The sequence below is a fragment of the Amycolatopsis coloradensis genome, from assembly GCF_001953865.1.
Classification (GTDB): domain Bacteria; phylum Actinomycetota; class Actinomycetes; order Mycobacteriales; family Pseudonocardiaceae; genus Amycolatopsis; species Amycolatopsis coloradensis.
Genome location: NZ_MQUQ01000006.1, coordinates 55,810 through 80,238 on the forward strand (window position 1 = coordinate 55,810; position 24,429 = coordinate 80,238).

At 67.3% G+C, this 24,429-nt stretch carries 19 protein-coding genes; 8 read left to right on the forward strand and 11 right to left on the reverse strand.

Annotated features, from left to right (window positions below; genetic code table 11):
- Position 1 precedes the first annotated feature (1 nt).
- Positions 2-1,000, reverse strand: coding sequence for an AfsA-related hotdog domain-containing protein (locus BS329_RS13820; RefSeq protein WP_084749673.1), 999 nt, complete (start codon positions 998-1,000; stop codon positions 2-4).
- A 314-nt stretch (positions 1,001-1,314) separates the two neighbouring features.
- On the opposite strand from BS329_RS13820, the gene BS329_RS13825 reads away from it, so the two are divergent.
- The 5 genes from BS329_RS13825 to BS329_RS13845 all read left to right on the forward strand — a co-directional run bounded on the left by BS329_RS13825 (position 1,315) and on the right by BS329_RS13845 (position 6,669).
- On the forward strand, positions 1,315-1,590 hold the full coding sequence (locus tag BS329_RS13825; RefSeq protein ID WP_158075780.1) for an acyl carrier protein: 276 nt from the start codon (positions 1,315-1,317) through the stop codon (positions 1,588-1,590).
- Entirely contained in the window at positions 1,583-2,806 is a 1,224-nt protein-coding gene (locus BS329_RS13830) for a beta-ketoacyl-[acyl-carrier-protein] synthase family protein (RefSeq protein ID WP_076160433.1), read from the forward strand. Before BS329_RS13825 ends, BS329_RS13830 begins: the two co-directional genes overlap by 8 nt.
- Entirely contained in the window at positions 2,803-3,912 is a 1,110-nt protein-coding gene (locus BS329_RS13835; protein WP_076160435.1) for a beta-ketoacyl synthase N-terminal-like domain-containing protein, read from the forward strand. Before BS329_RS13830 ends, BS329_RS13835 begins: the two co-directional genes overlap by 4 nt.
- A 47-nt stretch (positions 3,913-3,959) precedes the next feature.
- Entirely contained in the window at positions 3,960-5,300 is a 1,341-nt protein-coding gene (locus tag BS329_RS13840) for an NAD(P)/FAD-dependent oxidoreductase (RefSeq protein ID WP_076160438.1), read from the forward strand.
- Between the two features lie 97 nt (positions 5,301-5,397).
- Positions 5,398-6,669: a cation:proton antiporter gene (locus tag BS329_RS13845; protein WP_143253022.1), complete on the forward strand. Its 1,272-nt coding sequence runs from the start codon at positions 5,398-5,400 to the stop codon at positions 6,667-6,669.
- Between the two features lie 85 nt (positions 6,670-6,754).
- On the opposite strand, the gene BS329_RS13850 is transcribed toward BS329_RS13845, so the two are convergent.
- A complete protein-coding gene (locus BS329_RS13850; protein WP_076160441.1) occupies positions 6,755-7,051 on the reverse strand; it encodes a DUF1330 domain-containing protein in 297 nt (98 codons plus the stop codon).
- Between the two features lie 220 nt (positions 7,052-7,271).
- Between BS329_RS13850 and BS329_RS13855 the strand changes: the two genes are divergently transcribed.
- Positions 7,272-8,546, forward strand: coding sequence for an amidase family protein (locus tag BS329_RS13855; protein ID WP_076160444.1), 1,275 nt, complete (start codon positions 7,272-7,274; stop codon positions 8,544-8,546).
- A 238-nt stretch (positions 8,547-8,784) separates the two neighbouring features.
- Here the strand turns inward: BS329_RS13855 and BS329_RS13860 are convergent, their stop codons facing one another.
- Together BS329_RS13860 and BS329_RS13865 are read right to left on the reverse strand one after the other, a co-directional pair.
- Positions 8,785-9,549, reverse strand: a complete 765-nt coding sequence (locus BS329_RS13860; RefSeq protein WP_076160447.1) for a dioxygenase family protein — start codon at positions 9,547-9,549, stop codon at positions 8,785-8,787.
- A 434-nt stretch (positions 9,550-9,983) separates the two neighbouring features.
- Entirely contained in the window at positions 9,984-11,132 is a 1,149-nt protein-coding gene (locus tag BS329_RS13865) for an oxygenase MpaB family protein (RefSeq protein ID WP_244197141.1), read from the reverse strand.
- Positions 11,133-11,562: 430 nt separating this feature from the next.
- Here BS329_RS13865 and BS329_RS13870 point away from each other — a divergent pair, with 430 nt between their 5' ends.
- Positions 11,563-11,880: a hypothetical protein gene (locus tag BS329_RS13870; RefSeq protein ID WP_076160453.1), complete on the forward strand. Its 318-nt coding sequence runs from the start codon at positions 11,563-11,565 to the stop codon at positions 11,878-11,880.
- A gap of 246 nt (positions 11,881-12,126) precedes the next feature.
- Here BS329_RS13870 and BS329_RS13875 read toward each other — a convergent pair whose 3' ends face one another.
- The 3 genes from BS329_RS13875 to BS329_RS13885 form a co-directional block, all read right to left on the reverse strand.
- Positions 12,127-16,932 carry a DUF6531 domain-containing protein gene (locus tag BS329_RS13875; RefSeq protein WP_143253023.1) on the reverse strand — a complete coding sequence of 1,602 codons (4,806 nt, stop codon included), beginning with the start codon at positions 16,930-16,932 and terminating at the stop codon, positions 12,127-12,129.
- 155 nt (positions 16,933-17,087) lie between these two features.
- Complete coding sequence (locus tag BS329_RS13880) at positions 17,088-18,593, reverse strand: FAD-dependent monooxygenase (RefSeq protein ID WP_076160459.1); 1,506 nt, start codon at positions 18,591-18,593, stop codon at positions 17,088-17,090.
- 26 nt (positions 18,594-18,619) lie between these two features.
- A complete protein-coding gene (locus BS329_RS13885; RefSeq protein ID WP_076160462.1) occupies positions 18,620-19,228 on the reverse strand; it encodes an acyl-CoA-like ligand-binding transcription factor in 609 nt (202 codons plus the stop codon).
- Positions 19,229-19,358: 130 nt separating this feature from the next.
- Here BS329_RS13885 and BS329_RS13890 point away from each other — a divergent pair, with 130 nt between their 5' ends.
- Entirely contained in the window at positions 19,359-20,363 is a 1,005-nt protein-coding gene (locus BS329_RS13890; RefSeq protein WP_076160465.1) for a phage baseplate protein, read from the forward strand.
- On the opposite strand, the gene BS329_RS13895 is transcribed toward BS329_RS13890, so the two are convergent.
- The 4 genes from BS329_RS13895 to BS329_RS13910 all read right to left on the reverse strand — a co-directional run bounded on the left by BS329_RS13895 (position 20,353) and on the right by BS329_RS13910 (position 24,421).
- Complete coding sequence (locus tag BS329_RS13895; protein ID WP_076160468.1) at positions 20,353-20,541, reverse strand: MDR/zinc-dependent alcohol dehydrogenase-like family protein; 189 nt, start codon at positions 20,539-20,541, stop codon at positions 20,353-20,355. The two genes, BS329_RS13890 and BS329_RS13895, sit on opposite strands and share 11 nt — an antisense overlap.
- 461 nt (positions 20,542-21,002) lie before the next feature.
- A complete protein-coding gene (locus BS329_RS13900; RefSeq protein WP_076160471.1) occupies positions 21,003-21,413 on the reverse strand; it encodes a hypothetical protein in 411 nt (136 codons plus the stop codon).
- 115 nt (positions 21,414-21,528) lie between these two features.
- Entirely contained in the window at positions 21,529-23,178 is a 1,650-nt protein-coding gene (locus BS329_RS13905; protein ID WP_076160474.1) for a carbamoyl phosphate synthase preATP-grasp domain-containing protein, read from the reverse strand.
- Positions 23,162-24,421 carry an MFS transporter gene (locus BS329_RS13910; protein ID WP_158075781.1) on the reverse strand — a complete coding sequence of 420 codons (1,260 nt, stop codon included), beginning with the start codon at positions 24,419-24,421 and terminating at the stop codon, positions 23,162-23,164. The genes BS329_RS13905 and BS329_RS13910 overlap by 17 nt, the downstream gene beginning before the upstream one ends.
- Between the last annotated feature and the right edge of the window lie 8 nt (positions 24,422-24,429).

The following is a 24,429-nucleotide window of genomic DNA, read 5'->3' on the forward strand; positions in this document are numbered from 1 at the left end:
GTCATTCACCACCGCGGCGCGAAACGATCTCCAAGGAGATCTCCGCGACTCTTGACGAGCCTTGCGAAAAGGCGACGTCCACGGTGTTCGCGCCATCCGGCATCGCGCGGGTGGACGTGCTGGCGACGAGCTTTTGGTCCAGCTCGGCGTAGTGCTCGAAGGAGGCGGTTATTCCGGTGATCACGTGGTTCCGGACGAGCGCGCCGGTACCGTCGTCCACCGTCGCCGTGGCCGCCTGCCTCGCCGCTTCCGTAATCACCATCGCGGGCAGATGGTCGTATTCGTGGTCGAAAAGGGCATTGTTTCCGAAATACGGTGAGACGGTGGCCGTGACGCCGCCGTCACCGCGCCGCAGGTCCGTGAGCACCACGTTGCGCGGATCCCGCCTGCCGACCAGGTGCGACGGGACCGGATGCCCGCTCGCGTGTCCCTGGTAGTCGGCCGTGCTCGGCGGAGTGGCGCCGCGCTGATGCCTGCGCAGCGCCTCCAGCTCGCTGTCGCGCAAGGCGGTGAGTTTCATTTCGTGCCTGCCCACGACGGTGCCGTCGAGGACGAGGTCCTGGCTGACACCCGCGTTGCGGACCCGCCCCCGTTTGGTCGGCTCGCCGCGATACGTGGTGACGAGCACGAGGTCGCCCGGCCGGCTGCCGGTGCGAAGTCCGTCGTTGTGCAGCCGCAAGGTGAACGAGCCGATGATCATCGCTGTGCCGAGGGAGACGCCGACGATCGCGTGAGACCCGTAGATGGCCGCCTGCCTGCAGATTTCCAGGAGCAGGATGGGGTCGTAGCGTGCGGGTTCGGCGAGATGGTCGCTGTAGTAGCCGTGAGTCAGCGGGAGTTGCGCGCCGACCTCACACTGGCGGTCGCCGGTCGCGATCGAGTCGACCACGAAGACCTCGGCGATGGCCGTTCGATGCACCAGCGAGCGGTCCACCGTCCGCTGGAAGCTCAGCGCCGGGTGGTCGTCGACTTCACTAACGCCGCGCTCGGGCACAGACATCCTCTTCTCCGGTTTCTGAGGGAAGAAAGTTCGTTTCCGCTCGGCAATTCATACGCGGCGCACATCAAAGCGACATCAATCGTGGATAAAAATCGCACACTCCCCCTCCAAGGGAGATTACGACGTGGTACGTCAGTGCGCCTGACGTACCACTTCCGACGGGTACACTACCCCTTTGGGCGCACCTGAATTGCCAGCGTGCCATTTCCTGACTTAGCGTCGCTGACGTATTCCCGGTAGACCGTGAACACGGCAGTCGTCGACAGTGGAACAGCTCGGCGATTTTGTCCACTGACCGCAATAGGGAGAATCCGGTGACTCAGGACGTTGCACAGACATCTGAAAACCTGCGAGACAGGATCTCTTCGATCATCGTCCAGGAACTCGAGATCGAGGATGACGAGCTCACCAGTACCGCGACCTTCGAGGACGAGTACGACGCGGACTCGCTGACCCTGCTCGCGGTCGTGGCCCGCTTCGAGCGGGAACTCGGCATCGTGATCCCCTCCGATCACATCGGCAGGCTGACGAGCCTGGACAAGGTCTTCGAGGTCGTCAACGAGTTCAGCGGGACGGCACCCGTTGTCTGACACGCGATTCCGGCGAGTCGCCGTCACCGGCCTGGGGGTGGTTTCGAGCGTCGGGATCGGCGTCGGCGAGTTCACCGAGTCGATCCGTTCAGGCCGTAACGGCATGTCGCCCATCACGAGTTTCGACACGACCCGATTTCCCAAGAACATCGGCGGCGAGGTCCAGGATTTCGAGCCCGAGACGATCCTGGAGCAGATCGACCCCTCCCGGTGGGGACGCAGCGGCCTGTTCGCGGCGTCGGCGGCACGCCTGGCCGCGCGGGACGCCAAGGTCGATCCGGACGTGCTCAGCGACGGCGCCGCCGGGTCGGTCATCGGTACCACCAGCGGTGAGTCCGCGGTCAAGCAGCGCCTGGCGGAACAGTGGCTTGGCTCCGGGCTGAAGACGATCGACCCCCGGCTGGTCGTCCAGGCGCCTGCCAACCGGGTCGCGGGCGCGGTGAACAGCGAACTCGGACTCAGCGGTGAAGCGCAAACCATCGCCACGGCGTGCTCGGCGAGCAACTACGCCCTCGGCTACGCCTACGACATGATCCGGACCGGCGAGGCGGACTTCATGTTCGCCGGTGGCGCCGACTCGGTCAACCGGCACACCCATGCGGGGTTCCTGCGGCTGGGCGCCCTTGCCGACGACGTCATCCGGCCCTTCGACGTCGGTCGTGCGGGAATCATCACCGGCGAGGGAGGGGTCAGCCTCCTGCTGGAACCACTGGAACAGGCCCTCGACCGCGGTGCGCGTATCTACGCCGAGGTCCTCGGCTACGGCGTGAACTGCGATGCGAACCACATGGTGCACCCCGACAAGGAGAGCCTCGCACGCTGCATCGAGGCGGCCTTGGCGTCCGCCGCGATCGGCCCGGAAGACGTCGACTACGTCTCCGCCCACGGCACCGGGACGCCGGTCAACGACGCGGCCGAGATCGCCGCCGTCCGCTCCGTGTTCGGGGATCGGATCCCGCCGATCAGCTCGATCAAGTCCATGCTCGGCCACACCATGGGAGCCGCGAGCGGCTTCGGCGCCGTGATCACCTGCAAGGCGCTGTACGACGGTTTCCTGCCGCCCACGGCGAATCTCAACCAGCTCGACCCCGCGCTGGGCCCCGGCCTGGACGTCGTGCCCGGTGTGGCCCGCGCCGCGAATCCGCGGATCGCCCTCAACCATGGCTTCGCCTTCGGCGGGAACAACGCGATCACCGTCTTGGGGAGGATTTCGTGACCAGTACTGGGTTCCACCGGCCGATCGCCATCACCGGCTGCGGCGTGGTGTCACCCGCGGGCGTTGGCCTGGACGGGTTAGGCGAGCTGATGCGGACCCCGTCGATGTCCCATGTCGAACCGGAATCCGACGCCGAGGCCTATCCACCACTCGCTCTGCGTGCCTTGCCGGAGCTGTCCCTGCGCGACCATGTCGGCAGAAAGGGAACGCGCAGGCTCGACCGCATGGTCGGCATCGCGCTGATCGCGACCAAGGCGGCGCTGGACAGCGCCGGGCGGTCCGAGGAGCGCGAATTGCGGCCGCGCACGGGCGTGTCGCTGGGAACGAGCACCGGCAGCATCGCCAGCCTCGCCGAAATCGCCACGGACACGCTGCTGCAGGACGAGCCGTACATGATCGAGCCGTCCCGCTTTCCCAACACCGTCCTCAATTCCTGCGCGGGCCAGATGGCGATCTGGAATTCCCTGAAGGGCGTCAACTCCACACTGGCGGGGGGCCACGTCTCCAGCACCTCGGCCGTGCGCTACGCGCTGAACGCGATACACAACGGTCACGCGACGAGCATGCTTGCGGGCGGCATCGAAGAGCTGACCCCCCATATGGCGTGGGCTTGGTACAAGTCCGGACTGCTGCGGACGGATGCCGCTCTCGGCGAGGGATGCGCGATCCTCGTCCTCGAGGACAAGGCCGTGACCGACGGCAGGCCGATCATGGCGGAGGCCCTCGGCGCGGCAACCGCTTACTGCGGCGCGCGCACCAAACGCACCAGTCTGGCCGCCGGGATCGCCGGGTGTATCAGCCGTCTGCTGGCCCGCCATGAGTTGCGTGCCGAGGAGATCGACGTCGTGTCACTCGGCGCGGGTGCGCAGATCGGTGCCCGGCGGATCGAGGAACAGGGTGTGCGGCTCGCCCTTGGCTCGCTGCCCACGACGGTCCGGGTGTCCGACGCGCTGGGTGAGTGCTTCAGCGCCAGTGGGGCCCTGCAGGCGGCCGCACTGCTTGCCCGCTGGTCCGGTGCGGAACATCCGGCCGAGCAGCTGGGCCTGGTCACCTCGCTCGGGCGCGACGGCAGCGTCGGATGTCTCCTGCTGCGCAGAGCCTGCTGAACACGCCACCCGTATCTGACCGAACCTCACCAGAGGAGTAACCAGAAATGTCCACGGATTTCGATGTGATCATCGTGGGTGGCGGGCCCGCGGGATCGACCGCCGCCGCGTACCTCGCGATGGACGGCCTGTCCGTCGCGGTCTTCGAGAGCGAGACCTTTCCCCGGCAGCATGTCGGCGAGTCTCTCGTGCCAGCCACCACGCGGGTCATGCTGGAGACCGGTGTGATGGCGGAGATCGACCAGGCAGGCTTCCCGAAGAAGTACGGTGCGTCGTGGACGACTCCCGGCCTGCACTCCCAGCTGAACAACCCCGCGTTGACCTTCGACTTCGACGGCCACGCCGAGGTGCAGTTCGGTGAACGGGACCAGGAGGGCGTCGACCGTCCCTACACCTACCACGTGGACCGCGCGAAGTTCGATCTCATCCTGCTCAAGCACGCGGAAACCGTTGGTGCGAAGGTGTTCCAGGGAGTGCACGTGCAGCGGGCGGATCTGGACGACCCCGACCACGTCGTGGTCCACACCAAGATGGGCCGCCGGTCGGTCGAGTTCAGCGCCCGTATGCTCGTCGACGCGTCGGGGCGGCAGACACTGATGGGCCGTCAGCTGAAGACCAAGGTCCCCGACTCGGTCTTCAACCAGTACGCGATCCACAGCTGGTTCGAGAACCTGGACCGGCGCGCGCTGGCCGCCAGCCCGAAAGAAGTCGACAACATCCTCATCCACTTCCTGCCGATCACGGACACCTGGGTCTGGCAGATTCCCATCACGGACACCATCACCAGCGTGGGTGTGGTGACCCAGAAGAAGCAGTTCGCCGATGCGAATGTGGACCGGGAGAAGTTCTTCTGGAAATTCATCAAGACCCGGCCCGATCTGGCCACAGAACTGAAAAAGGCCGAGCAAGTTCGCCCCTTCAAGGCGGAGGGCGACTACAGTTATTCGATGAAACAGGTCGCCGGCGACCGCTACGTGATGATCGGGGACGCGGCCCGCTTCGTCGATCCCATCTTCTCCAGTGGGGTCAGTATCGCCATGAACACCGCCCGGCTGGCCTGCCAGGAGATTTCGGCCGCTTTCAAGGCGGACAAGTTCGATCGCGCTCAGTTCGGCGAGTATGAGCGCCTGCAGAAGCTGGGGACCCGCAACTGGTACGAATTCATCTCGATCTACTACCGGTTGAACATTCTGTTCGGCGCGTTCGTCCAGGATCCCCGCTATCGGCTCGACGTCCTGCAATTGCTACAGGGTGACATGTACGAAGAGAACCCCAAGGCGTTGGCCGCGATGCGCGAGGTCGTGACCGAGGTCGAGCAGGACCCGGGCCACGTATGGCATCCCTACCTCGGCAGCCTTCGAGCATCCGGCGCCCCGGCCGCACCCTAGGCCACGATGCCGGGAAGTGCCCGAGCCGCTCGGGCACTTCCCGGCCGCCATCCGGAGGGCATCGCCATGAGCACCGCGGAACAGGGGATTTGAGATCGTGAAACCCGATTTGATGCTCCACGTTCTGTTCGCACTCGCCGTCATTGTCGCGGCCGCCCAGATATTCGGCGCCATAGCGAGGCGGATGAACCAACCCGCGGTGATCGGCGAGATCGCGGCCGGCATACTGCTGGGACCCACACTGTTCGACGGGGCACTTTCCGATTCCCTGTTCCCCGAAGAAATCCGGCCACTGCTCAGCACCCTGGCGAACATCGGCATCGCGTTGTTCATGTTCGCGGTGGGAACAGAGGTGGATCGTCGGTTGTTACGCGGAAACCGGCTCGCCGCGGTCACGGTGTCGATAAGCTCCGTCGTGGTGCCGTTCGCGTTCGGTTGTGCGCTGGCCACGTATCTTGTCCTCCGTCATCCGACCACCAACGGCCTGGCGTTCGTGTTGTTCGTCGGCACGGCCATGTCGGTGACCGCGTTTCCGGTGCTCGCGCGCATACTCACCGACCGGGGATTGAGCCGTACCCCGACTGGCGCGCTGGCCCTGTCCGCCGCGGCGGTGGCGGATCTCGTCGCATGGTCCGTCCTCGCGCTCATCGCGACGCTGGTGGGTGGTGCTCAGGAGCAGAGCTGGCGGATCGCGCTCGCCGTTCCGTTCGGCGCCATCATGTTCTTCGTGGTGCGACCGCTGCTGGGCAGAGTGGGCAGGGCCATGCGAACCGACCAATCTCGCGGCCGCTTGCTCGTGGTGGCGATCCCCGGGCTCCTTTTGTCCGGGGCGGCCACCGAGTGGATCGGGCTGCACTTCATCTTCGGCGCGTTTCTCTTCGGCCTGGTGATGCCGCGAGGCGAGCACGGACGCATCCCCGGCGACGGCTGGGAGGGCGTGCAGAGAATCAGCGGAGTGCTGCTGCTGCCCGTGTACTTCGTCGTCGCGGGATTGAACGTGGATCTGTCCACGATAGCGGTGGCCAACTTGGTTGAACTCGGGTTGATCGTGCTGCTGTCAGTGGGCGGGAAGTACGCCGGGACCATCGCGGGCGCCCGCCTGCACCGGATCCCGTGGCGGCAGGCGACCATACTCGCGACACTGATGAACACCCGCGGCCTGACCGAATTGATCGTGCTCACCGTGGGCCTTCAGCTCGGCGTCCTCGACCACGGGTTGTTCTCACTGATGGTGCTCATGGCGCTACTGACCACGGCCATGGCAGGACCGCTGCTGAACGTGCTGAACCGTGGGGACCGGGCTGTCGGGGCACTCCCGCCGGATCCCGACTCGACGTACCTGCCTCAGCCGCTGCCTCACTCACGTTGACCGGCGCGTTCGGCGATTCCGGGTCATGCCGACCGTTTCGGACGGCGGGTCGGTGTGGTGTTCGTCGCCGACGCGGCCTCGATCGTCAGTCGAGGCCTTCGATGATGCGGAAGTCGCGCTCGAAGCCGTCGGGAAGTGCGGCCAGCGCCTTCCGGTAGGCCGCACTCTCGTAGGCGGCGACCGCCTGTTCGAAGCTGTCGAACTCGATCAGGACGACGCGCTCGGCGATTCCGGCTTCGTGTGCGACGACCCGGCCGCCGCCGCGGGCGAGCGTCCGCCCGCCCGCGGCCTTGACGGCCAGACCGGCCAGTCCGTTGTAGACCTCAAGCCTCTCAGGCTCGGTGATGGTGGGGTAAACGCTGACCCAGTAGCCCTTGGGCATGGAAACCTCCGGTGTCGGGATGAGTGCGTCTGACTCGCGGGGTGGTCTCGGGCGAGCGGCGGCGGGCGGATCGCGCGACAAGGACCGAACCGTGGCGAGAGTATCCAAGGGCAGCACGTCCGCTCGCAGCCGTGCCGGCACGGCCATCCGCACGGCCACCATCGGTCGCCGCGGCCTTTGCCACGCTAAGCTTGCCGTCCGCGACCTGGAGGAGTTGCCGGTGCAGGGAACTCGAAGTGCCGCCGAATGCCGCAAGCGGGCGGAAGAGGTTCAGGACCTCCACGCGATCAGCCACCTCCCGCCGGAGCCGATCGGGCCGTCGACCGGCTTTCCGGTGGTCGTCAAGGACAACATCCACGTCGCGGGCATGCCGAACACCGCGGGCACCCCGGCACTGGCGCACCACGTTCCGCGTGAGCACGCGGGCGTGGTCCGCCGCCTGCTCGACGCGGGCGCCACCGTCGTCGGCAAGGCGGCCATGCACGAACTCGCGTTCGGCATCACCTGCGACACGACTCCACTGGGTCCGGTGCGCAACGCCCGCGACCCCGCCCGCTTCGCCGGGGGCAGCAGCGGCGGAACCGCGGTGGCCGTCGCGGCGGGCATCGTCCCGGCAGGCCTGGGCACCGACACCGGGGGTTCGGTGCGCGTGCCCGCCGCGCTCAACGGGGTCTGCGGTTTCCGGCCCACCACGGGCCGCTATCCCACCGACGGCATCACGCCCTTGAGCAGCACCCGGGACACGGTGGGCCCGATCGCCCGCACGGTCACCGAGCTCGCGTTCCTCGACGCCGCCCTCGCGGCGGAGGAACCGGAACCCTTGCGCGAAGTCCCGCCGATCCGGCTGGGCGTGCCGCACGGCTTCCTGACCGGCGACCTGGCCGACGACGTCGAAGAGCTGTGGGCGGCCGCGCTGATCCGCCTGCGCGCGGCCGGGGTCACTCTGGTGCCGGTCGACGACGCGCCACTCGCCGAACTCGTCAGTGATCAGGGCATGCCGCTGGTGATCCACGAAGCCGGCGTCGGGCTACGGGCCTACCTCGCCGAGTATGTGCCCGAGGTTTCGTTCGAGCGCCTCGTCGACGAGGTCGCCGCGGCCGACGTCCGGGCGATCTTCGCCGACTCGGTCGTGCCGGGTGTCGAGCAGGCCGTCTACGAGGCCGCCCTCGCCAACCGCTCGACCCTACGCCGCGCCTACGCGAAGATCTTCGGCGAAACCGGCATCGACGCACTGGCATTCCCCACCACACCGGCGACAGCCCGAGACTTCTCCGCCGTCGAAAAGTTCCTCCACCGGGGACGCGTGGTCCCGACCTTCCCGACCTTCATCCGAAACTGCCAGCCCGGCAGCATCGCGGGCGTTCCCGGCTTGACCGTCCCGATGGGACACGGCCGCGGTGGCCTGCCCGCGGGGCTGGCTCTCGACGGTCCCACCGGCGGCGACCGGAAGCTGTTGGCGGTCGGGGCTTTCGTCGAACGGGTTTTGACGGCCTAGCCTGCCCTGTCCGGCGGTGTTGCTCCTCGCACCAAGAAAAACTGAAACTTCTGGTCAGCCGGTCCGCCACCACCGTCGAACCTTCGAGAGAACCGGCTGCTCGCCAGTCGGGCCGGCGACCTGATCCAGGTCACCGGCCCGACTGCCCGGGGCGATCAGCGATGCCACTCCGCGATAGGCGAACCCTGCGATAGGCAGACCCGGCGATGTGGCGTGACAAGCGACTGGCGGGCCTGGCCTAGTCCGGCCTGCCGACTTGGGTGTTCGACAGGTCGAGACCGATCGCGAAGTCCGCCGTGTAGCCGGTTCCGGCCTGCTGCGGACGCAGCAGCATCTGGGCACCGCCGTTGCGGTAGATCGAGTCGCGGCTGTTGGTCGTGTCCGCCGGACCCCTCCGCCGGTACGGTTCGGTCCGCAGATAGGCCGCGCCGAACTCGGGCGTGAAGTAGAGCTGCGAGGTGAACTCGTACGGCCTGCCGTTGGTTCCGACGGTGCGGATCTTGATGTGGATGTGCAGTGTGCGCCCCGAATACCAGCCCGGCAGAATGGTGGTGAACCGGGCCGTTCCCGCTTGGTCGGCGTTCTGGTAACCACGCAGGAACCGGCGGCCGGAACTGCCCTGGGACGGGATGTCGGAGTACACGCCGGACGCGTCGCACTGCCAGAGGTCGATCATCGCCCCCGGTAGTGGCGTGCACTGCTGCTGACGAATTTGCTGAACGGTGAAATTGATTACCAGCGCGGTGCCGGGAACCAGTTGCCCGGTGCTCGGCTCACTGCGGATATCGGAGCGGTTGAGCCGTTCGTCGACGAAGTACGGACCCTCCATTTGCTCTGGTTTGACCACACAATCCAGCGCGCAGACCTCGGGTGTTCCTGCGGTAGTGGTGGCGTTCGCCGTGGTGGATCCGGCGACGGCGAGTGTCGCACCGGCGGCGCCGAGCAGAATCAACGCCTGCCGCCTGCCGAGCACCCGGCCTACTGGCTCATCATCGTCATGCATGGGTTTCCTTTTCGCCAAATGATGGGAACAGGGAACTGAGCGCAACAAAAGCCTTGCAGGGTGCCGCGCGTATCCTATTGTCCAACAGGACCCGCATGCTGTCGAGAAATTTCACTCTCACGCATCATACTTCGAGTCGAACAGCATCACTTGATGGGCCAAATAATCGAGTCACCACTACGGCATTTCGCCTATCGTGCCGGCGAATTTCCGCGCCACGGGGCGAATGCCGCCGAAACCACTGGGCGGCCGGTCACCGGTTCTTCGCCAGTGACCGTCGGCGTCGAGTCGGTTCAACGCGGTGCTGAGGAATGCGTCCCGGCGTTGCCCGCGCCCGCTCCACCCGGCATAGGACCTGCTCCGACAGCTCTGACACCACGAGCACCGCCGGCGAGGTCGCAGGCCGGGCCGTGCTGTCGTGGAGCGAAGGGGTATCAGTTCCGCGGCGGTGCGACGGGGCAGACACCCGCGGCGAGCCATTTCTCCCGGAGGTCGGCGGGGATGGTCAAAGCGGTGGATTGTCCGTTCGTGAGAGTGCGGACGCTGCCGCCGAGCAGGAGATCGCCTGCCTTGTCGAGCACCGTCGTGGCCACCCGGCTGCGGTCTTCCGATCGTTCCAACAGCCGCATGGCCCGGACGCCCGCGCCCACGGCGCGGCCCCAGCCGCGTGAGCGTGGCACCTCGAGCCAGTCGGCGACGTCTTCGGTGACGACTTGACGGACCATCGCGGCGACCACACCGTCGAATGCCGTGCCGGGCACCATGTTCTCGTACAGGCTCAGGAGGTTACGGGTCAGCTCGATGCCTTCGGCTGAAGGACCGAAGCTCGCCTCTACGAGTTCGGCGTTCAGTTCTCGGGCCTCCCGCAGTGTTTCAGGCATCGCTTCGGCGGGGATGCCGAGCATCGCGCCCGTCACCCGCCAGACGTAGTAGTAGTCCTCGGCCTCGCGGTCGGTCACCGTGATGCCCATCCGGCGCATCCCGTCGATGACCTGCACCGAGAAGATCAGCAGCGCTCCGAGCATGTCCTGCTGGCACAGCGGGACGCCGTCCGCCTCGGCATCCCATTCACCGGACCGGCCGATGAAATACCGGACGGCCGCGTGGATCAGCCGGGTCTTCTGGATCGTGGGTACGAAGTTGCCACCGGAACCGAACGGGTCGGGGCCCATGAGGTTCAGCACGAACTGAGAGGTCTCCGACAGCCGTCGATGGGGCTGGTTGAGCCGATGGGTCAGCGACAGGACACGGGAAGGCCGCGGTTGGGCATAGCAGTTCACCATCGCCCCGAACGACAGCACCGAAGCGACGTGCATACCGTCGTCGACGAAGAATTCATACGCGGCGGCGACCCGGTCGAGATCCGCCCAATCCGGCGGAACGTCGGTCTCGACCAGGTACCGGCGCACCGAGTCCGGTAAATTGTCCGGAATGGGCTGGTCGTTGTCCCTGAAGTGCGCCAGCACCTCGTTCACCGCACCCGTCCGCTCATCGGCCACCACATCGGCGACGACGGCGTCCGCGAGCGGATCACCTTGGTACTTCAGCTTTTCCGTGGCCGAGAGCCCCGGCGGAACGAGCATTTCCGACATTGAATCAGCTTCATCCGAACCGAAATGCCACGCTAGCGCCGACCGGGGAAAATCCGGACTCGATCTGATGGCAGCCGTGATCGCTGTCCGTGACGATGCGCGGGTGCCGTTGCCGGGAACCGGCGACGACGGCGAACGGCGGCGTCCGCCACGGTCCGGTGTGGGCACCGGCCCGTCCCGCGACAGCGGTGACTCCACCGCACTGGTCAGCAAGGCGCCACCGGTGGCGAAGGTGATCGCCTCCAGAATCAAGCCTAGTGGCGCCGAAGAAATGGCAGGCAAACGCCTTGTTCGGAGCAGGCGGAGACGAGACCCACGTCACCGGCCGTTTCATGGTGGTGTGGTTCGTTCGACTGACAGGACACGGACGCGTTTGCGGATATCTTGTGGCGGACCCTCCACGACATCCTCAGGGAGCATCATGACGACCGTCCGGCGTGTTCTCGCCGTACTGGCCACCGCAGGTCTGGTCATCTCGGTCCTCGGCGCGGGTTCCGCGTCGGCCGCGACCAAGGGCAAGATCTACATCTCCAACAACTGCGGCCGAGCGGTCCCCACCACGATCCACCGCACCAACGGCTCGATGATCGCGGGCACCGGGGCCGCCCCGGCGGGCAGCTACTTCGGCTACCCGGTCGACCCCGGCACCTATCAGGTTCGCGTTCCCGCCGGGAACCGGACCGTGAAGATCCTCGACCTCGGCGGGAAAGCGCACTCGGTCATCGTCAAGGCCTGCTGACCGGCACACGACCGGGGACAACAGCTCCGAGACGGTCGCCGAACCGGACCGTCTCGACGAGGCGGTCAAAGCAGCGCCCACGAAAGACACGGCTGCGCGGATCGCGTTGTGGCCGGCCCCGGTGATCGCGCGCTGCCGCGGACCACGCTTTGTCGCCTGAAGCCGGGTTGCCGTCGCCCGGCTGCGCCCGACGACGAACCGCACCGATCAGGACTGCACGCTCCGGACAAATTCAGTGCCGCCAAGTCAGAGCCCGTGCTTCTTCTCGATGTCCTTGCCGTGCGGGTTATACCAGTCCTTAACCGGGTGCCCGCCCTTCGGAACGTCCGGGTTGCAGTGGTAGGTGGTGACCCAGTGACCGTCTCCTCTTCCGTCCGGTTTCCAATAGGAGGTCATGTCGTACTGGACGCCGTCGGGTTTCGCTTCCTTGTCGTACTGGACTGATTTCCTGTTGCCGTCATAGCTTTCGCGGTCCGCTTTGGCCGCGTCGTAGTCGGCTTGCGCCTGGTCCCGGTCGGCTTTGGCCTGGTTGTACTCCTGTTTGAGGTTCCTGCCCTCTTCCATGAGTCCCGGCTTCTCGTGCTCCGGGGCGTGCTTGTAGGCCGCCGTCTTCGCCTTGAGTTCTTGCTCGAGTTCGTCGACCTTTTCCTGTCGCGAGTCGAAATCGTCCTTCTTCGTCTTGACGTTCTGGTCGATCGAGCCGGGGTTCTTGCCCTCCGTGCCGTGTTTCGCGTACTGAGGGTCCTTGCTGTACTTGGCGGCTTCCTTGGAGAAGTACTCCTTGTGCCACTTGTCGTTGACGTTCCCGGGGAACTTCGTCCCCGAACCGCCGGTGTACTTCATGCCGAAGCTGGTGTTGCCTTCCTGGTGCTTGCCCTGGTGACTGTCGACCTGCACCTCGATGCCATCGTTCTTGCCGAACGAGTGGGTGTCGCCCTTGCCCGCACCGCTGCTCTGCGTTTTGTCGTTCTTGCCGCCGGGTAGGTTGCCCGCGTTGTTGCCGCCGCCCGGCTGATCGTTCTTCTTCTTTTTCTTGCCGCCACCACCCTTCGTGCAGTCGGCGAGGCCGAGCAGGTCGCGGTCCGCCAGTGGATTGCCGACGTAGGTGGCCGGGTTGGCGGCGGGGCCGAGTCCGAGCGGGTCCTGACTCAGGTACCGGCCGATCGACGGGTCGTAGTAGCGGAAGACGTTGTAGTGCAGCCCCGATTCGGCGTCGGCGTACTGCCCGGGGAAACGGAGTGGAGTGGCCGCCGCACCGGACTCCCGGCCCCACAGTCCCGCATTCCCGTGCCACATCAGCGATCCCGCCGCGTCGACGAGGTCGGTCGGCCTGCCGATCAGGTCGGTGACGATCGCGAAGAACCGTTCCCGCAGGGTCGCCGAGCGCTCGACCTGGACGACCGGCCGGTCGTCGTCGGGGTGGTACGCCCACGCGGTGACGTGCCGGGTCCGCGCCGGGTCCACGTGGACCTGCTCCACCAGCAGCGGACCGCTCCAGGTGAACTCGTAGGACTCGGCGGCCACGCGCGCGCCGGCCGCCGAGGTGACGATGCGCTGCTTGGCGATCCGGCGGCCGATCGGGTCGTACCGGTACCACCACTGGTCGCCTTCGGGGGTCAAGACCGCGAGCAACCGGTCCTCGCCGTCCCACAGGTACTTCCAGATCCGGCCGCCCTCGTTCCGGGCGGTCACCCGGCCCTGGGCGTCGTGATCGAAGGAGACGGCGCCCGCGGACACCAGCCGGTTGCCGACGTACCGGCGCACCCCCGCGCTCGGCACATAGCCGGGTTCACGGGTCTCCAGCACGTTTCCGCCCGCGTCGTAACGATAGGCCTCGGTGCCGGTCGCGCTGTGCGCCTCGACCACCCGCCCGGTGGCGTCGAGCACGAGCCGGGTCTGCCCGGCCACGTCGTCGTCGATCCCGGTGAGCAGCCCGTCCTGCCGGTAGCTGAACCGGCGGTGCCGCGGCGATGCTCCCGCGGCCTGCACTGACTGGCCCGCCAGGTTGTCGTCGATGTCGAAGGCCTGCGTGAGCACGACACCGCCGTCGACGGTGCGAGAGATCTCTCGGCCGCCCGCGTCGTGTTCGAAGCGCACGGTGTGTCCGGCGATGACAAGGGACACGGGCCGCCCGTTCCCGTCGAAGCTCCACACACTGTCCACTCCGGACGGTGTGCGCCGCCGCACGGTGCCGTCGGCCTCGTAGGCGCAGGTCAATGTCCTGCCGTCCACGGACTCGCTGAGGACGTTGCCCTCGCCGTCATAGGTGACGCGGAGCTCGACGTCGGCCATGACCGCGGCGGTCATCCTGCCGACCACGTCGTAGGTGAACCGGGTCGTTCCGGTGGGGGAACGACGTTCCACGACATTGCCGAGTACGTCGTAGCCGTACTCGGTCCTTTCGCCCGCCCCGTTGGACGACCGGACGAGCCTGCCCGCCCGGTCGTAACCGAAGCGAAGTGTGCGACCGTCGAAGTCCGTTTCCTCGATCAGCCGCCCGGACGGGTCGTAGCGGTAGGTCCAGCTCTGCCCGAGCGGGTTGGTGACCGTGAGAGGGCGCAGTTCGGTGTCATAGGTGTGACTCGTCCTGGCCCCGGACGGGTCGATCGTCGCGGTGACCACGTGGAACGGGCCGTACTCGGTTCGCTCGGTCAGCCCCGCGCCGTTGACGCGCTCGACCTCGTTGCCCTCCGCGTCGTAGCCGCGGGTTTCGCGCACCCCGGAGGGCCGCACCCGCAGCCGTTCGTGCCCGTCGACGGTCCAGCCGAGCACGACGTTCTGCTGGGACCGGTTGAGCACCGATCGGGGCCGCCCGAACATGTCCCGGTCCACCGGCACCGGATCCTCCTCACCGCGCGTCCAGGCGGCCTGCTCGGACGTCAGCGGCTTCGCGACGCCGAGTGTTTCGGTGAAGGGATCCGGTTTCTCGTCTCGCGGATAGAAGCGGGAAAGCACGATGCCCTCGTCCGTGCCGGTCTCGATCGTCAGCCCGTCGGCGTCCTCCGTGACACGCAGGACCGAGCCGTCGGGCCGGGTCACGGATTCGAGCACGCCCCGCTCGTCGTAGGCGAACGACGTCGTGTGCCCGAGTGGGTCGGTGCGGGAAAGCAGCTGGTCGTACCGGTCCCAAGTGGACGCCGTGACATTGCCGAGCGGGTCGATCTCGCGGACGACCTGGCCGTCCTCGTTCAAGTGGTATTCGCTGGTGTGACCGAGGGAATCGGTGTGGCTGTTGACCCGCCGCTCGCGGTCGTAGGCGAAGGCACTGTCGTAGAAGCCCTGATCACCGGTGCTGCGTACGCAACGTCCGTCGGCGTCGTAGACGTAGCGATACCAGGTCCCGTTCCGGTCCCGCCAGCCGGTGATCCGGCCGTCGGCGTCGTAGCTGTACAGATGCGGTGTTCCGGAGGAATTGACCACCTGGGTCAAGCGGCCCTGCTCGTCGTAACCGAAACGCCGGGCCTGTACGTCGAAACGCTGTGCGGGATCGAGCACCCGGATCGCCGTGATCCGGCCGGTGTCGGTCTCCAGCGCCACCTGGTAACCGGCCGAATGCCGCAGCAACCGGGGCGCCCCGAGCGGGTCGTAGTCGATGTCGATACGTTCGCCGCCCGCCCCGGTGATCGCTCGCAGCACGAGTTCGGTGTGGCCCTCTCCGGCAGGCGGGCCGAAGTGCAGTTCCTGATCCCGCACCGGATCGGTCAGGGTGTAGCCGGTGGTCCCGTCGAGGGTCAGCAGCAGGCCTGGCCCGTCCACCGGCGGCACCGGCACCCCGGTGTTGGCGTGCGGATAGACCAGGACCATGCTGTCCGGCGCGTAGTAACAGACCCGGTCGCCGTCGAGTTCCAGCCGCTGGTCGATGGTGGAGGCCCAGCTCCGGCCGAACCACTTCCCCGCCCGGTAGGACGAGGTGTGCGTGCGGTCGAACACCAGGCCGAGGGTGCCGGGCAACGCGAGATCGCGTTCTTCCACGATGACGTCGCCGGTGGCTATGTCGACAGGGTCGCCGACGCGGGTGCATTTCGACGTGTCACGAGGGTTGCCGGGGTTGTTCGACTTCTGGCCGGTGTTCCCGTTCCGGTCACCGCCGCCGGGCGAACCGCCCCCCTCGTTGGAGGGACCGCTCCTCGGTGCGCCGCCCGGCGGATCCGTCTCGTTCTTCGGTGGCGGCTTGTGGTCTCCGGAGGGGTTGGTGCGCTCGTTGTCGTTCTTCGGCGGACCGGAGTGATCACCCGACGCGGTGGTCTCGCCGTCTTTGTCCTTGGGGCCGGATTTGGGGGTGTCCTTGATGTCCTTGGGTTTGCCGGGAGGCTTGGGGCTGCCGCCTTTGAGTCCCTTCAAGGCCTTGCCCACGTCGTCGAACAGCGAGTCGGCGCGTTTCAACAGGGGCATCAAGGCTTTGAGGGCCTTGACCAGTTTGGTGGTGAGGCCGGCGATCTTCGAAGCGGTCTTGGCCACCGCGGCGATGACCTGGGGGACGACCCAGGTCAGGCCGATGCCGAGGGTGAACACGACCTGCAACGCCCAGGAGATGAGGTGGCCGACCAGTTCGGCGATGATGTCGCGGACCAGGGTGCGGACCGCGGCGACCACCTCACCGGCGGTTTTCACGCCGCTCCCGGCGCCTTCGGAACCCTTTTGTGCCGCGGTCAGCAGGCCGGAGACGTCTTCGGCGCGTTTGCGGTAGGCGTCGGCGGCGTCGCCTTTCCATTCCTGAAGGTCTTTTTCGACCAGGTCGGTCAGCTCGACCGCGACGTCTCCGAGCTCTTTGGCGATATTGGTCCAAGTCTGCGCCTGCGCCGCGATCGCGTCCGCGTCGCCGGTCAGGGCGTTCAAGGCCTCTTTCAACGGGCCGACGTGTTCGATCAGCCAGCCGACCCCCGCGGCGAACACCGCGCCGAAGGGGTCCATCGCCGTCGTCAGCGCGTCCAGCGCGGTGCCGACCGCGCCCATCGCGACCGACGCCCAGTCACCGCTCTCGATCGCGGACTTGAGGTCCATGGCACTCTCGACCAGCGGCACACCCGAGTACGCCTTCGTCGAATCCTGCACCGGTGCGACCAATGGATTACCCAAAACCGACCAACCCCGACATTCAGACCGAGAAACCCTTGCAGAAGATCAAAAACAGGATAGTGATCCACTACGACGCCGGACGCACCGTCTCCCGAACCTGCCCGAACGGTTCCGCCGGGTTGCCCGAACGTTCAAGCGTTGACCGGGACGCCGAACCAGTGCTCGACGGTGTCCCGTAGTCCGGCCTGGCCGGGGCGCGGGTCGGACGAAGCCCACACGACGTAGGAGTCCGGGCGGAGCAGGAGCGCGCGGACGTCGGTGTCCGCCGAGGCGCGGACGATCTCGACGCCTTCGACGTGCAGGCCGCCGTCCTCGGTGAGGTCGATCAGCAGCGGTTTCGCGCCGCGGGCCAGCTCGGCGAGGCGGATCGTGCCGTCGGAAGTGCGCAGGTCCAGATCCGGCGCGAGCCGTCCGGCGAGCGGATGGGCGCCGTCGCCGACCGGGTAGCGGATGTCCGCGCCCGCGACGAGGTCGGCGAGCACCCGCACCACATCTGGCTGGGTCAGCAGCTCGCCGAACAGCCCGCGCAGGCCGGTGACGTCTTCGCCGGGTGAGAGCAACGCGGCCTGCGCCCGGGAGTAGGTGATCGTCCGGTCCGCGACGGGTCGGCGTTCGGTGTCGTAGGTGTCGAGGACGTCGGCGCGGCCGTCGATCGCGGCCGCGAGTTTCCAGCCGAGGTTGAACGCGTCCTGCATGCCGACGTTGAGGCCGGTGCCACCGGCGGCGAAGACGTGCGCCGCGTCACCGACGAGGAACACCCTGCCGTCCCGGTACCGGTCCGCGACGCGGGTGTTGCCGCCGTTGATCCTGCGCAGCACGTGCGGGCCGTCGCCGGACGGAGGGCCGATCGGGACGGCGGCACCCAGAACGCGTTCGACGCTGGCCCGCATTTCGTCGAGCGTCATGGGTTCGGTGGTCGCGGGTTCGTCCCACTCGACGGTCGAGACCAGCGGTGGGTGGCCGGGCAGCGGCGCATAGGAGAAGCCGCCGTCGGCGCTGCGGAGGGGCAGGAACGGCAGGATCGGGCCGTGCCCGGGCACGGTCAACGCGCCGGTCGCGGGGTCGATCCAGTCCGAAGGGATGGTCACCTGCGCGGTCCGGTTGGTCGACCTGTCGTGGGTGACACCGGGAAAGCCGATGCCGGCGGCCTTCCGGACGGGACTGTGCGCGCCGTCGGCGCCGACCACGTACCGGGTGCGCAACTCGTAGGTGCCTTCAGGCCCGTCGACGGTGAGTGTGACGCCGTCGACGTCCTGGGTGAGGCCAAGGAACTCGTGTCCGCGGCGGAGGTCGGCGCCGAGTTCGGTCGCGCGTTCTTCCAGTACCTCCACGGTTTTCACCTCGGGCACCGGAAGGTTGTGGACAGGGCTGTCCTCGAGAAGGCTCAGATCGAGCGGCATCGCCGCGAACATGAAGTAGCCCTTGTTGGGCCGCGGCGGGCCTGCCTTGCCACTGAGTCGTTCCCACAGGCCCCTGCGGTCCAGCAGCCGGACGATCTGCCCGACCAGGCCGTTCGACCTGGGCACTCGGCTGGGCTCGGTGAGCCGTTCCAGCACGATCGGCCGGACACCACCGAGCGCGAGTTCGCAGGCGAGCAGCAGACCGTTGGGTCCACCGCCGACGATGACCACGTCCATGGCCGGTCCTCCTCCGGGAGCGAATGTCAGCGAGGTTCGGGCAATCCGGCACGGATCCCGGCGAAGACCTCATGCAGCAGTGCGACGAGCGACCGGCCGGGGTCGCGTGTCCAAGTGGCCAGCGCCGTGCCGAGTCCGGCGGTGACCACCGCGGCCACGATCTGCGGGTACAGGTCGTCCGCGCCGGTCCCCGCGCGGTCGGCGATGGCGGCGGTCAGTTCGTCCTGCGCGGCGGCGTTGGCGCGGAAGACCTCGTACTGGACGGCGGGTTCGGCGAGCAGTTCCCGGAGTGCCGTTCCGTGGTCCGGTGGCCGCGCGGCCGCGTCCGGCGACGGCTCGAACTGCTGGACGACCGCGTGGACGAGCGCGTCCCAGAGCGGTTCGCTCGCCGGAAGTCCCTGCAGTACCTCACCGATGCGCCTGCTCCGCTCGACGTGTGCGGCGACGACGGCCTCGGCCTTACTGGCGAAGTAGTTGCGGAAGGTGCGATCGGAGACGTTCGCCTCCGCCGCGATGTCCTCCACCGAAACCGCGTCCAGCCCGCGCTCCAGGGCGAGCCGGATGGTCGCCTGGCTCAACGCGAGCCGGGTTTCACGCTTCTTGCGTTCGCGCAGCCCGCCTTCTTCCGCTGTCATGGCACCCACCCTAGCAAACTTTCCGGCTTGGAAAGATTTCCACCTTGGAAAACTTCTCGGCTTGTACGAATCTTGTACGGGCCTGCAGAAGTTTCGCTCGAACCGCGAAACCCGACGAAGGCGAGCGCTCATGTCCGAGCAAGTGCCCCAGGATCTCCTCCGATCCACGTTCTCCCGACGTTCGCTGCTGCGCACCGGCGGTGGTCTCGCCGCGACGACGGCACTGCTCGGTTCCGGCGCGATGTTCGCCGGACCGGCTTCGGCGGCGATCACTGCGGTCCCGGCGTCCAAGCGGTTCGACCTCACCGAGCCGTCCTATGACGAGTTCCGGAGCAAGATCCTGCACGAGTCGCACCACGTGATGCAGGGCTTCGCCTTCGACAACCAGAACGTGCGCATCTTCATCGTGAACGCCCGCAATGGCGGGACCGGGGACGATCTATGCGTCACCCAGGTCAACTTCTCCGGTGAGATCCAGGGTTCGATGCATCTGAACAACGCCGGGCACGGGGTGTCGATCGGCGTCGAACCGGTGGGCACCGACTCCTACATCTGGATGGAATGCGACTCGAACGGACCCACCGGCGACGGTCGCGGGACGGCGCTGGCCAGGTTCAAGTTCGTCAACGGTGGCACGCCGTCGGTGAAGAAGTTCCTCACCGGCAGTGACACGATCACCTGTGCCACCGATCCGATCCACAAGCGGATGGCGGTACGCCGCAAGGAAGGCGGCAAGATGTTCATCAGCGTCTACCCGCTCGCGTCCGCCGCCGCCGGCGACTTCAGCGCGCCGCTGGCACATTTCGCGCAGCCCGCGCTGGCCGAAACCTCGGTGGTGTTCCAGGGATACACCATCTACGGCCAGTATCTGTACACATTGGACGGTACGGGCCACGCGAACCCGGCCGACATCAACTCCTACGTCACGTGCATCGACATGAACACCGGCAAGGTGAGGAGCCGCGCGCTGACCAAGGCGGGGCAGTCGCTGGTGTACCGCGAGCCGGAGGGTCTGGGGATCTACCGGAGCCTGGCCGGGGAAACCCGGTTGTACCTGGGTTTCGGGTCGCGCAGCAGCATGGAGAATGCCAACCGCTACGCGAACCTCTTCTACAAGAACGTCCTCATCGACTGAGTTCGGCGACGGCGATCTTGCCACGCGGGCGCCCACCGGCCGAGCCACCTTCCACCAGGGTGTGCGCCCGCGCGATGTCGGCCAGCGGCAGCACGGCGCCGATCACCAGCCGGAGTTCGCCCTGGTCGACCTGTTCCTCGCCGTGCGGATCGCGGTGGCTTGTCGAGGGGAAGGGCAAAGGTGACGTCGGGTGCGGAACGGGACGGTGAGCGCCGATCCAGCGACAACGGTTCCGGCGGTGGACGCGTAGCCGAATTTCGGCAACGGACTCAGAGCGGTGACAGAAAAACGATCGTGCGTCGCCGCTCCAGCGACAACGGGTCCGCTCGTGGAACGACCGACAGCCGCGCGCGACCACGAAGAACACGTGTCCAATTTCCGGCAATAGAGTCAGAACAAGAGGAAGACCACCCGCACCTCACCAAACCCGCAACAGCGGCCCCACTAACGGAACGACCGACGACACCTCACCGACCCAACGACAACGGCGACGTGAGGTTGAGCGTCCCTATTTCCACACGGCGGGGGACGCGGTCCGGCATCGAAACGAGGGCCGCTGTCCCCTGTGTCCTGAAGGCCACCGATGCAACGGCGGCCTTCAGGACAGCTCAGCAGCAGGCGAGGCAGCCGACCACCCCACTAGAGGGAAGCGCGGGCTGCCCGTGAGGCATCGGTCAACGTGGTGCCCACACCGGATACCAGCCCGGTGTCGACGCAGGTGAGGGTGACCTTGTAGCCGCCAGGAGTCGTGGCGTGCATGAAGGCGCTGCAAGTGTCACCACCGCCGAGCGCGATCTGTGCCAGGGCACGTGCCTCCTTACTGGCATCGGTGAGGGTGGTGCCGAGCCCGTCGACGAAGGAAAGGCCGATGCCGTTGCAAGCGAGGGTGGCTTTGTAGCCGCCGGTGACCGGGGAGTTCATGAACGCCGAGCACCCGGCGGCGGGTGCGGCGTTCGCGGTGGCGGGCATCGCGAGGCTCGCGACGGTGAACGCTCCGATCACGACCATCGCTCCCTTGGCCAGGCCGATCTTGCTGATGCTTTCGCGCATCGACACGTCCTCCCTTTCTCACGGCGCGAGGCGCCGGATCCGACAGGTCGAGCGGTCTGCCGACCTGTCGGTGATTCGACGTTCGGAAGCCGGTGCCGGTTCCGGAAAACGGGCCTCAGGAACGGATCGGCCACAGAGTGTCGATGTGCTCCTGAAGCGAGACGACACTCGAATGGCCACGGTTGACGGCTTCGATGCCTTGCACCGCGGCGGTCAGTCCCTGGATCGACGTGAGGTACGGGATTCCGCGGGTTGCCGCGGCGGCGCGGATCTCGTCTCGTGGTGTCCCGGGCAGGGTGTCGACGACCAAGACGATCTCGCCTGCCATCACGAGGTCCACAATGGAGTGTTCGCGGGCGATCGTGACCGGTACGCCGAGGTACTGGAGGATGGCGCCCGTTCCTTCGGCGGCCAGGATTTCGAAACCGTTGTCCGCCAGCGCTTTCACCGGAAAGATCATCGCCCGGTTGTCACGGGCGGCGAACGCGGCGAAGACCCGGCCCTTGGTGGGCAACGGACCGGACGCGGCGGCCAGCGCCTTGGCATACGCGGTGCCGAAATCCGAGTCGATCGCCATCACCTCACCCTGTTTGACCGCGACGGCGGCGTCCGGCGGGAGCATGCCGCCGTCCCCTGTCGGCGGCAGGAGACCCTCGGCACGCAGGTCGGCGATGCGGGCGCCGAGCAGCACCCGTGCGGCGGCCTTGGCCAGCGGCACGCCGGTGGCCCTCGACACGAACGGGACGGTGCGGTCTTCCCGCGGATTCGCCTCCAGGACGGACAAAGCACCCGGCGTGAGCGCGTATCGGACGTTCAGCGGCCCCCGCAGTCCGGTGCTCTCGGCCAGGACACGGGTGGACTCACGGATCCTGGCGAGATCGGCGCGGCCGAGGGTGATCGGCGGCAGCACGCAGGCCGGGTCGCCGGGGGCTTCGAAGCGCTCCATGATTCCGCCGAGATACAACTCGTGACCGTCGTAGAGGGCGTCGACGTCGATCTCGAGCACGTCACCCGTAGCTGACGGTCGCCGCGCCGCCGTCACGAAACCGAGGTCGTCCAGGGTGTGCCCGACGGCCAGTTGCACGGCGAGCGCACTGGACCCGGGCGCCCGGGCGTCGAACCCGGTCACGACCACGCGGCCGCCGGACGGGTCGGCCGCGAACCGGACGGTGCAGCCACCGGGGCCCACGCCGGCCGCCCGGGTCACCGCGACGGCGAGGTCGCACATCCGCCGATACCCCCGGTCGGTCAGTGAGCCGGATTCTCCCGTCGAACAGGCGACGGCCACCTTGTCCTCGTGGTCCTGCACGAGTTCGAACTCGAACTTCGGCCAGCCGGGCACGGACGCTTCCGGCACCATCTCGGCACCTGCTCGCCCGACGATCCGCGCGAACTCCTCGGGATTCTCACCCGCCAGGATCGCGTCGATGCCGGTGCCGATCAGCTCGATGCCGTACCGGGTCAACACGCCGGACTCGTACAGGGCGATCGTGGTGTCGAGCGCGGCCTGCCCGCCGACGGTGGGGAGCAGGGCGTCCGGCCGTTCCCTGGCGATGACCTGCTCGACCGTGCCGGGGTCGATCGGCTCCAGGTAGGTGGAATCGGCGAACTCGGGGTCGGTCGTCATCGTCGTCAGGTCACTGTCGACCATCGTGACCCGCAAGCCCGCCGCCTTGAGCACCCGGCACGCCGCGGCGGTGTCGCGGAGCGCGATCGGACCGGAGCCGATCACCAGCACCGACCGCCGCTCAGGACGCCGCGGCATGGGTGTCGCCGGAAACGGGCCAGCGCCTGCCCGCTTCCCAATAGGACTGGACCTCGTCCAGCGACCGGCCCTTCGTCTCCGGAGCGAGGAAGAACACGAAGATCCAGGCCACCGCCGTGATGGCGAAGAGGACGAGGAAGGTCAGCAGACCGCCGATGGCGTTGAGCACGTCGAGGAAGAACTGGGCCACGAACAGGTTCGTCGTGAGGTTCGTCAGAAGCATCACCGACGCCCCGGCGCCCCGGAGGTGATCCGGGAAGCCTTCGGCCGCGAAGACCCACACCAGTGCCCCGAAGCCCGAATTGAAGCCGACGATGAAAGCGATGAGCCCGAGAAAGCCGATCACACCGGGGGAATCGGCGGCGAAGCCGATCACCAGCAGCGCGTGGCCCAGCCCCATCAGGGTGGTGCCGGTGAGCAGCACCGGCCGTCTGCCGAACCGGTCGATCGTCAGTGCGCAGACGAGCGCCGCGGCCGCACCGGCGAGCTGGACGAAACCGGGCAGGACGAGCAGGCCGAAGTCGTCGGTGTAGCCGATGTGCTGGAAGATCCGCGGGCTGAAGAAGACCATCGCGTTGATACCCGTCGCCTGGACGAAAAAGCCGAGTGTGACGACGAAAAGCGTGAGCTTCCGGTAGCGGGGCCCGAAGATCGCGCGCACGACGCCCACCTGACGTGCGGCCCCCTCCTGCCGGAACTGCCGCCAGTGTTCGGTCTCGGGCAGCCCCAGCAGCCACAACGCGGTGGCGAGGGCGAGGACACCGGGAATGGCGAGCATCAGCCGCCACTGCCCGCTGTCCGCGAGGAAGTAGCCGCCGAAGTAGCCCATCGAGATCCCGACGGAGGTCGCCACCTGGTAGAGGACCGCGATGCGGCCGCGAGCACGCGTCGTCGCCGATTCGGCGATGAAGATCGGGGTCGTCACGATGGCGATGCCGATCGCGGTGCCCTGCCCGAACCGGCCCACGCCCAGCCACAGCGGATCCGCCGCCGTGACGGCGAGACCGGTGGCCACCAGGTACAGGAATGTCAAGCCGAGCAGGGTCTTGCGACGGCCGAGTGCGTTGACGAGCCTGCTGCCCAGGAGGGCGCCGGCGATCCAGCCCGCGGCCGTGGCGGCGTACAGCGAACCCTGCTGGGTCGTCGTGAGTTCGAAATGGTCGGTGACCAGCAGCAGCGCGCCCGCCATCGCGGTGGCGTCGTATCCGCAGGTCAACCCCAGGATCAGGGCGAAGACACTCACCTTGGTGT

What these genes read in the sequence shown, in the direction of transcription:
- BS329_RS13820 (WP_084749673.1), bottom strand. Translation starts at nt 1,000, where the DNA reads ATGTCTGTGCCCGAGCGCGGCGTTAGTGAAGTCGACGACCACCCGGCG.
- BS329_RS13840 (WP_076160438.1), top strand. Translation starts at nt 3,960, where the DNA reads ATGTCCACGGATTTCGATGTGATCATCGTGGGTGGCGGGCCCGCGGGA.
- BS329_RS13850 (WP_076160441.1), bottom strand. Translation starts at nt 7,051, where the DNA reads ATGCCCAAGGGCTACTGGGTCAGCGTTTACCCCACCATCACCGAGCCT.
- BS329_RS13860 (WP_076160447.1), bottom strand. Translation starts at nt 9,549, where the DNA reads ATGCATGACGATGATGAGCCAGTAGGCCGGGTGCTCGGCAGGCGGCAG.
- BS329_RS13865 (WP_244197141.1), bottom strand. Translation starts at nt 11,132, where the DNA reads ATGCTCGTTCCGCCGGGGCTCTCGGCCACGGAAAAGCTGAAGTACCAA.
- BS329_RS13870 (WP_076160453.1), top strand. Translation starts at nt 11,563, where the DNA reads ATGACGACCGTCCGGCGTGTTCTCGCCGTACTGGCCACCGCAGGTCTG.
- BS329_RS13880 (WP_076160459.1), bottom strand. Translation starts at nt 18,593, where the DNA reads ATGGACGTGGTCATCGTCGGCGGTGGACCCAACGGTCTGCTGCTCGCC.
- BS329_RS13885 (WP_076160462.1), bottom strand. Translation starts at nt 19,228, where the DNA reads ATGACAGCGGAAGAAGGCGGGCTGCGCGAACGCAAGAAGCGTGAAACC.
- BS329_RS13890 (WP_076160465.1), top strand. Translation starts at nt 19,359, where the DNA reads ATGTCCGAGCAAGTGCCCCAGGATCTCCTCCGATCCACGTTCTCCCGA.
- BS329_RS13900 (WP_076160471.1), bottom strand. Translation starts at nt 21,413, where the DNA reads ATGCGCGAAAGCATCAGCAAGATCGGCCTGGCCAAGGGAGCGATGGTC.
- BS329_RS13905 (WP_076160474.1), bottom strand. Translation starts at nt 23,178, where the DNA reads ATGCCGCGGCGTCCTGAGCGGCGGTCGGTGCTGGTGATCGGCTCCGGT.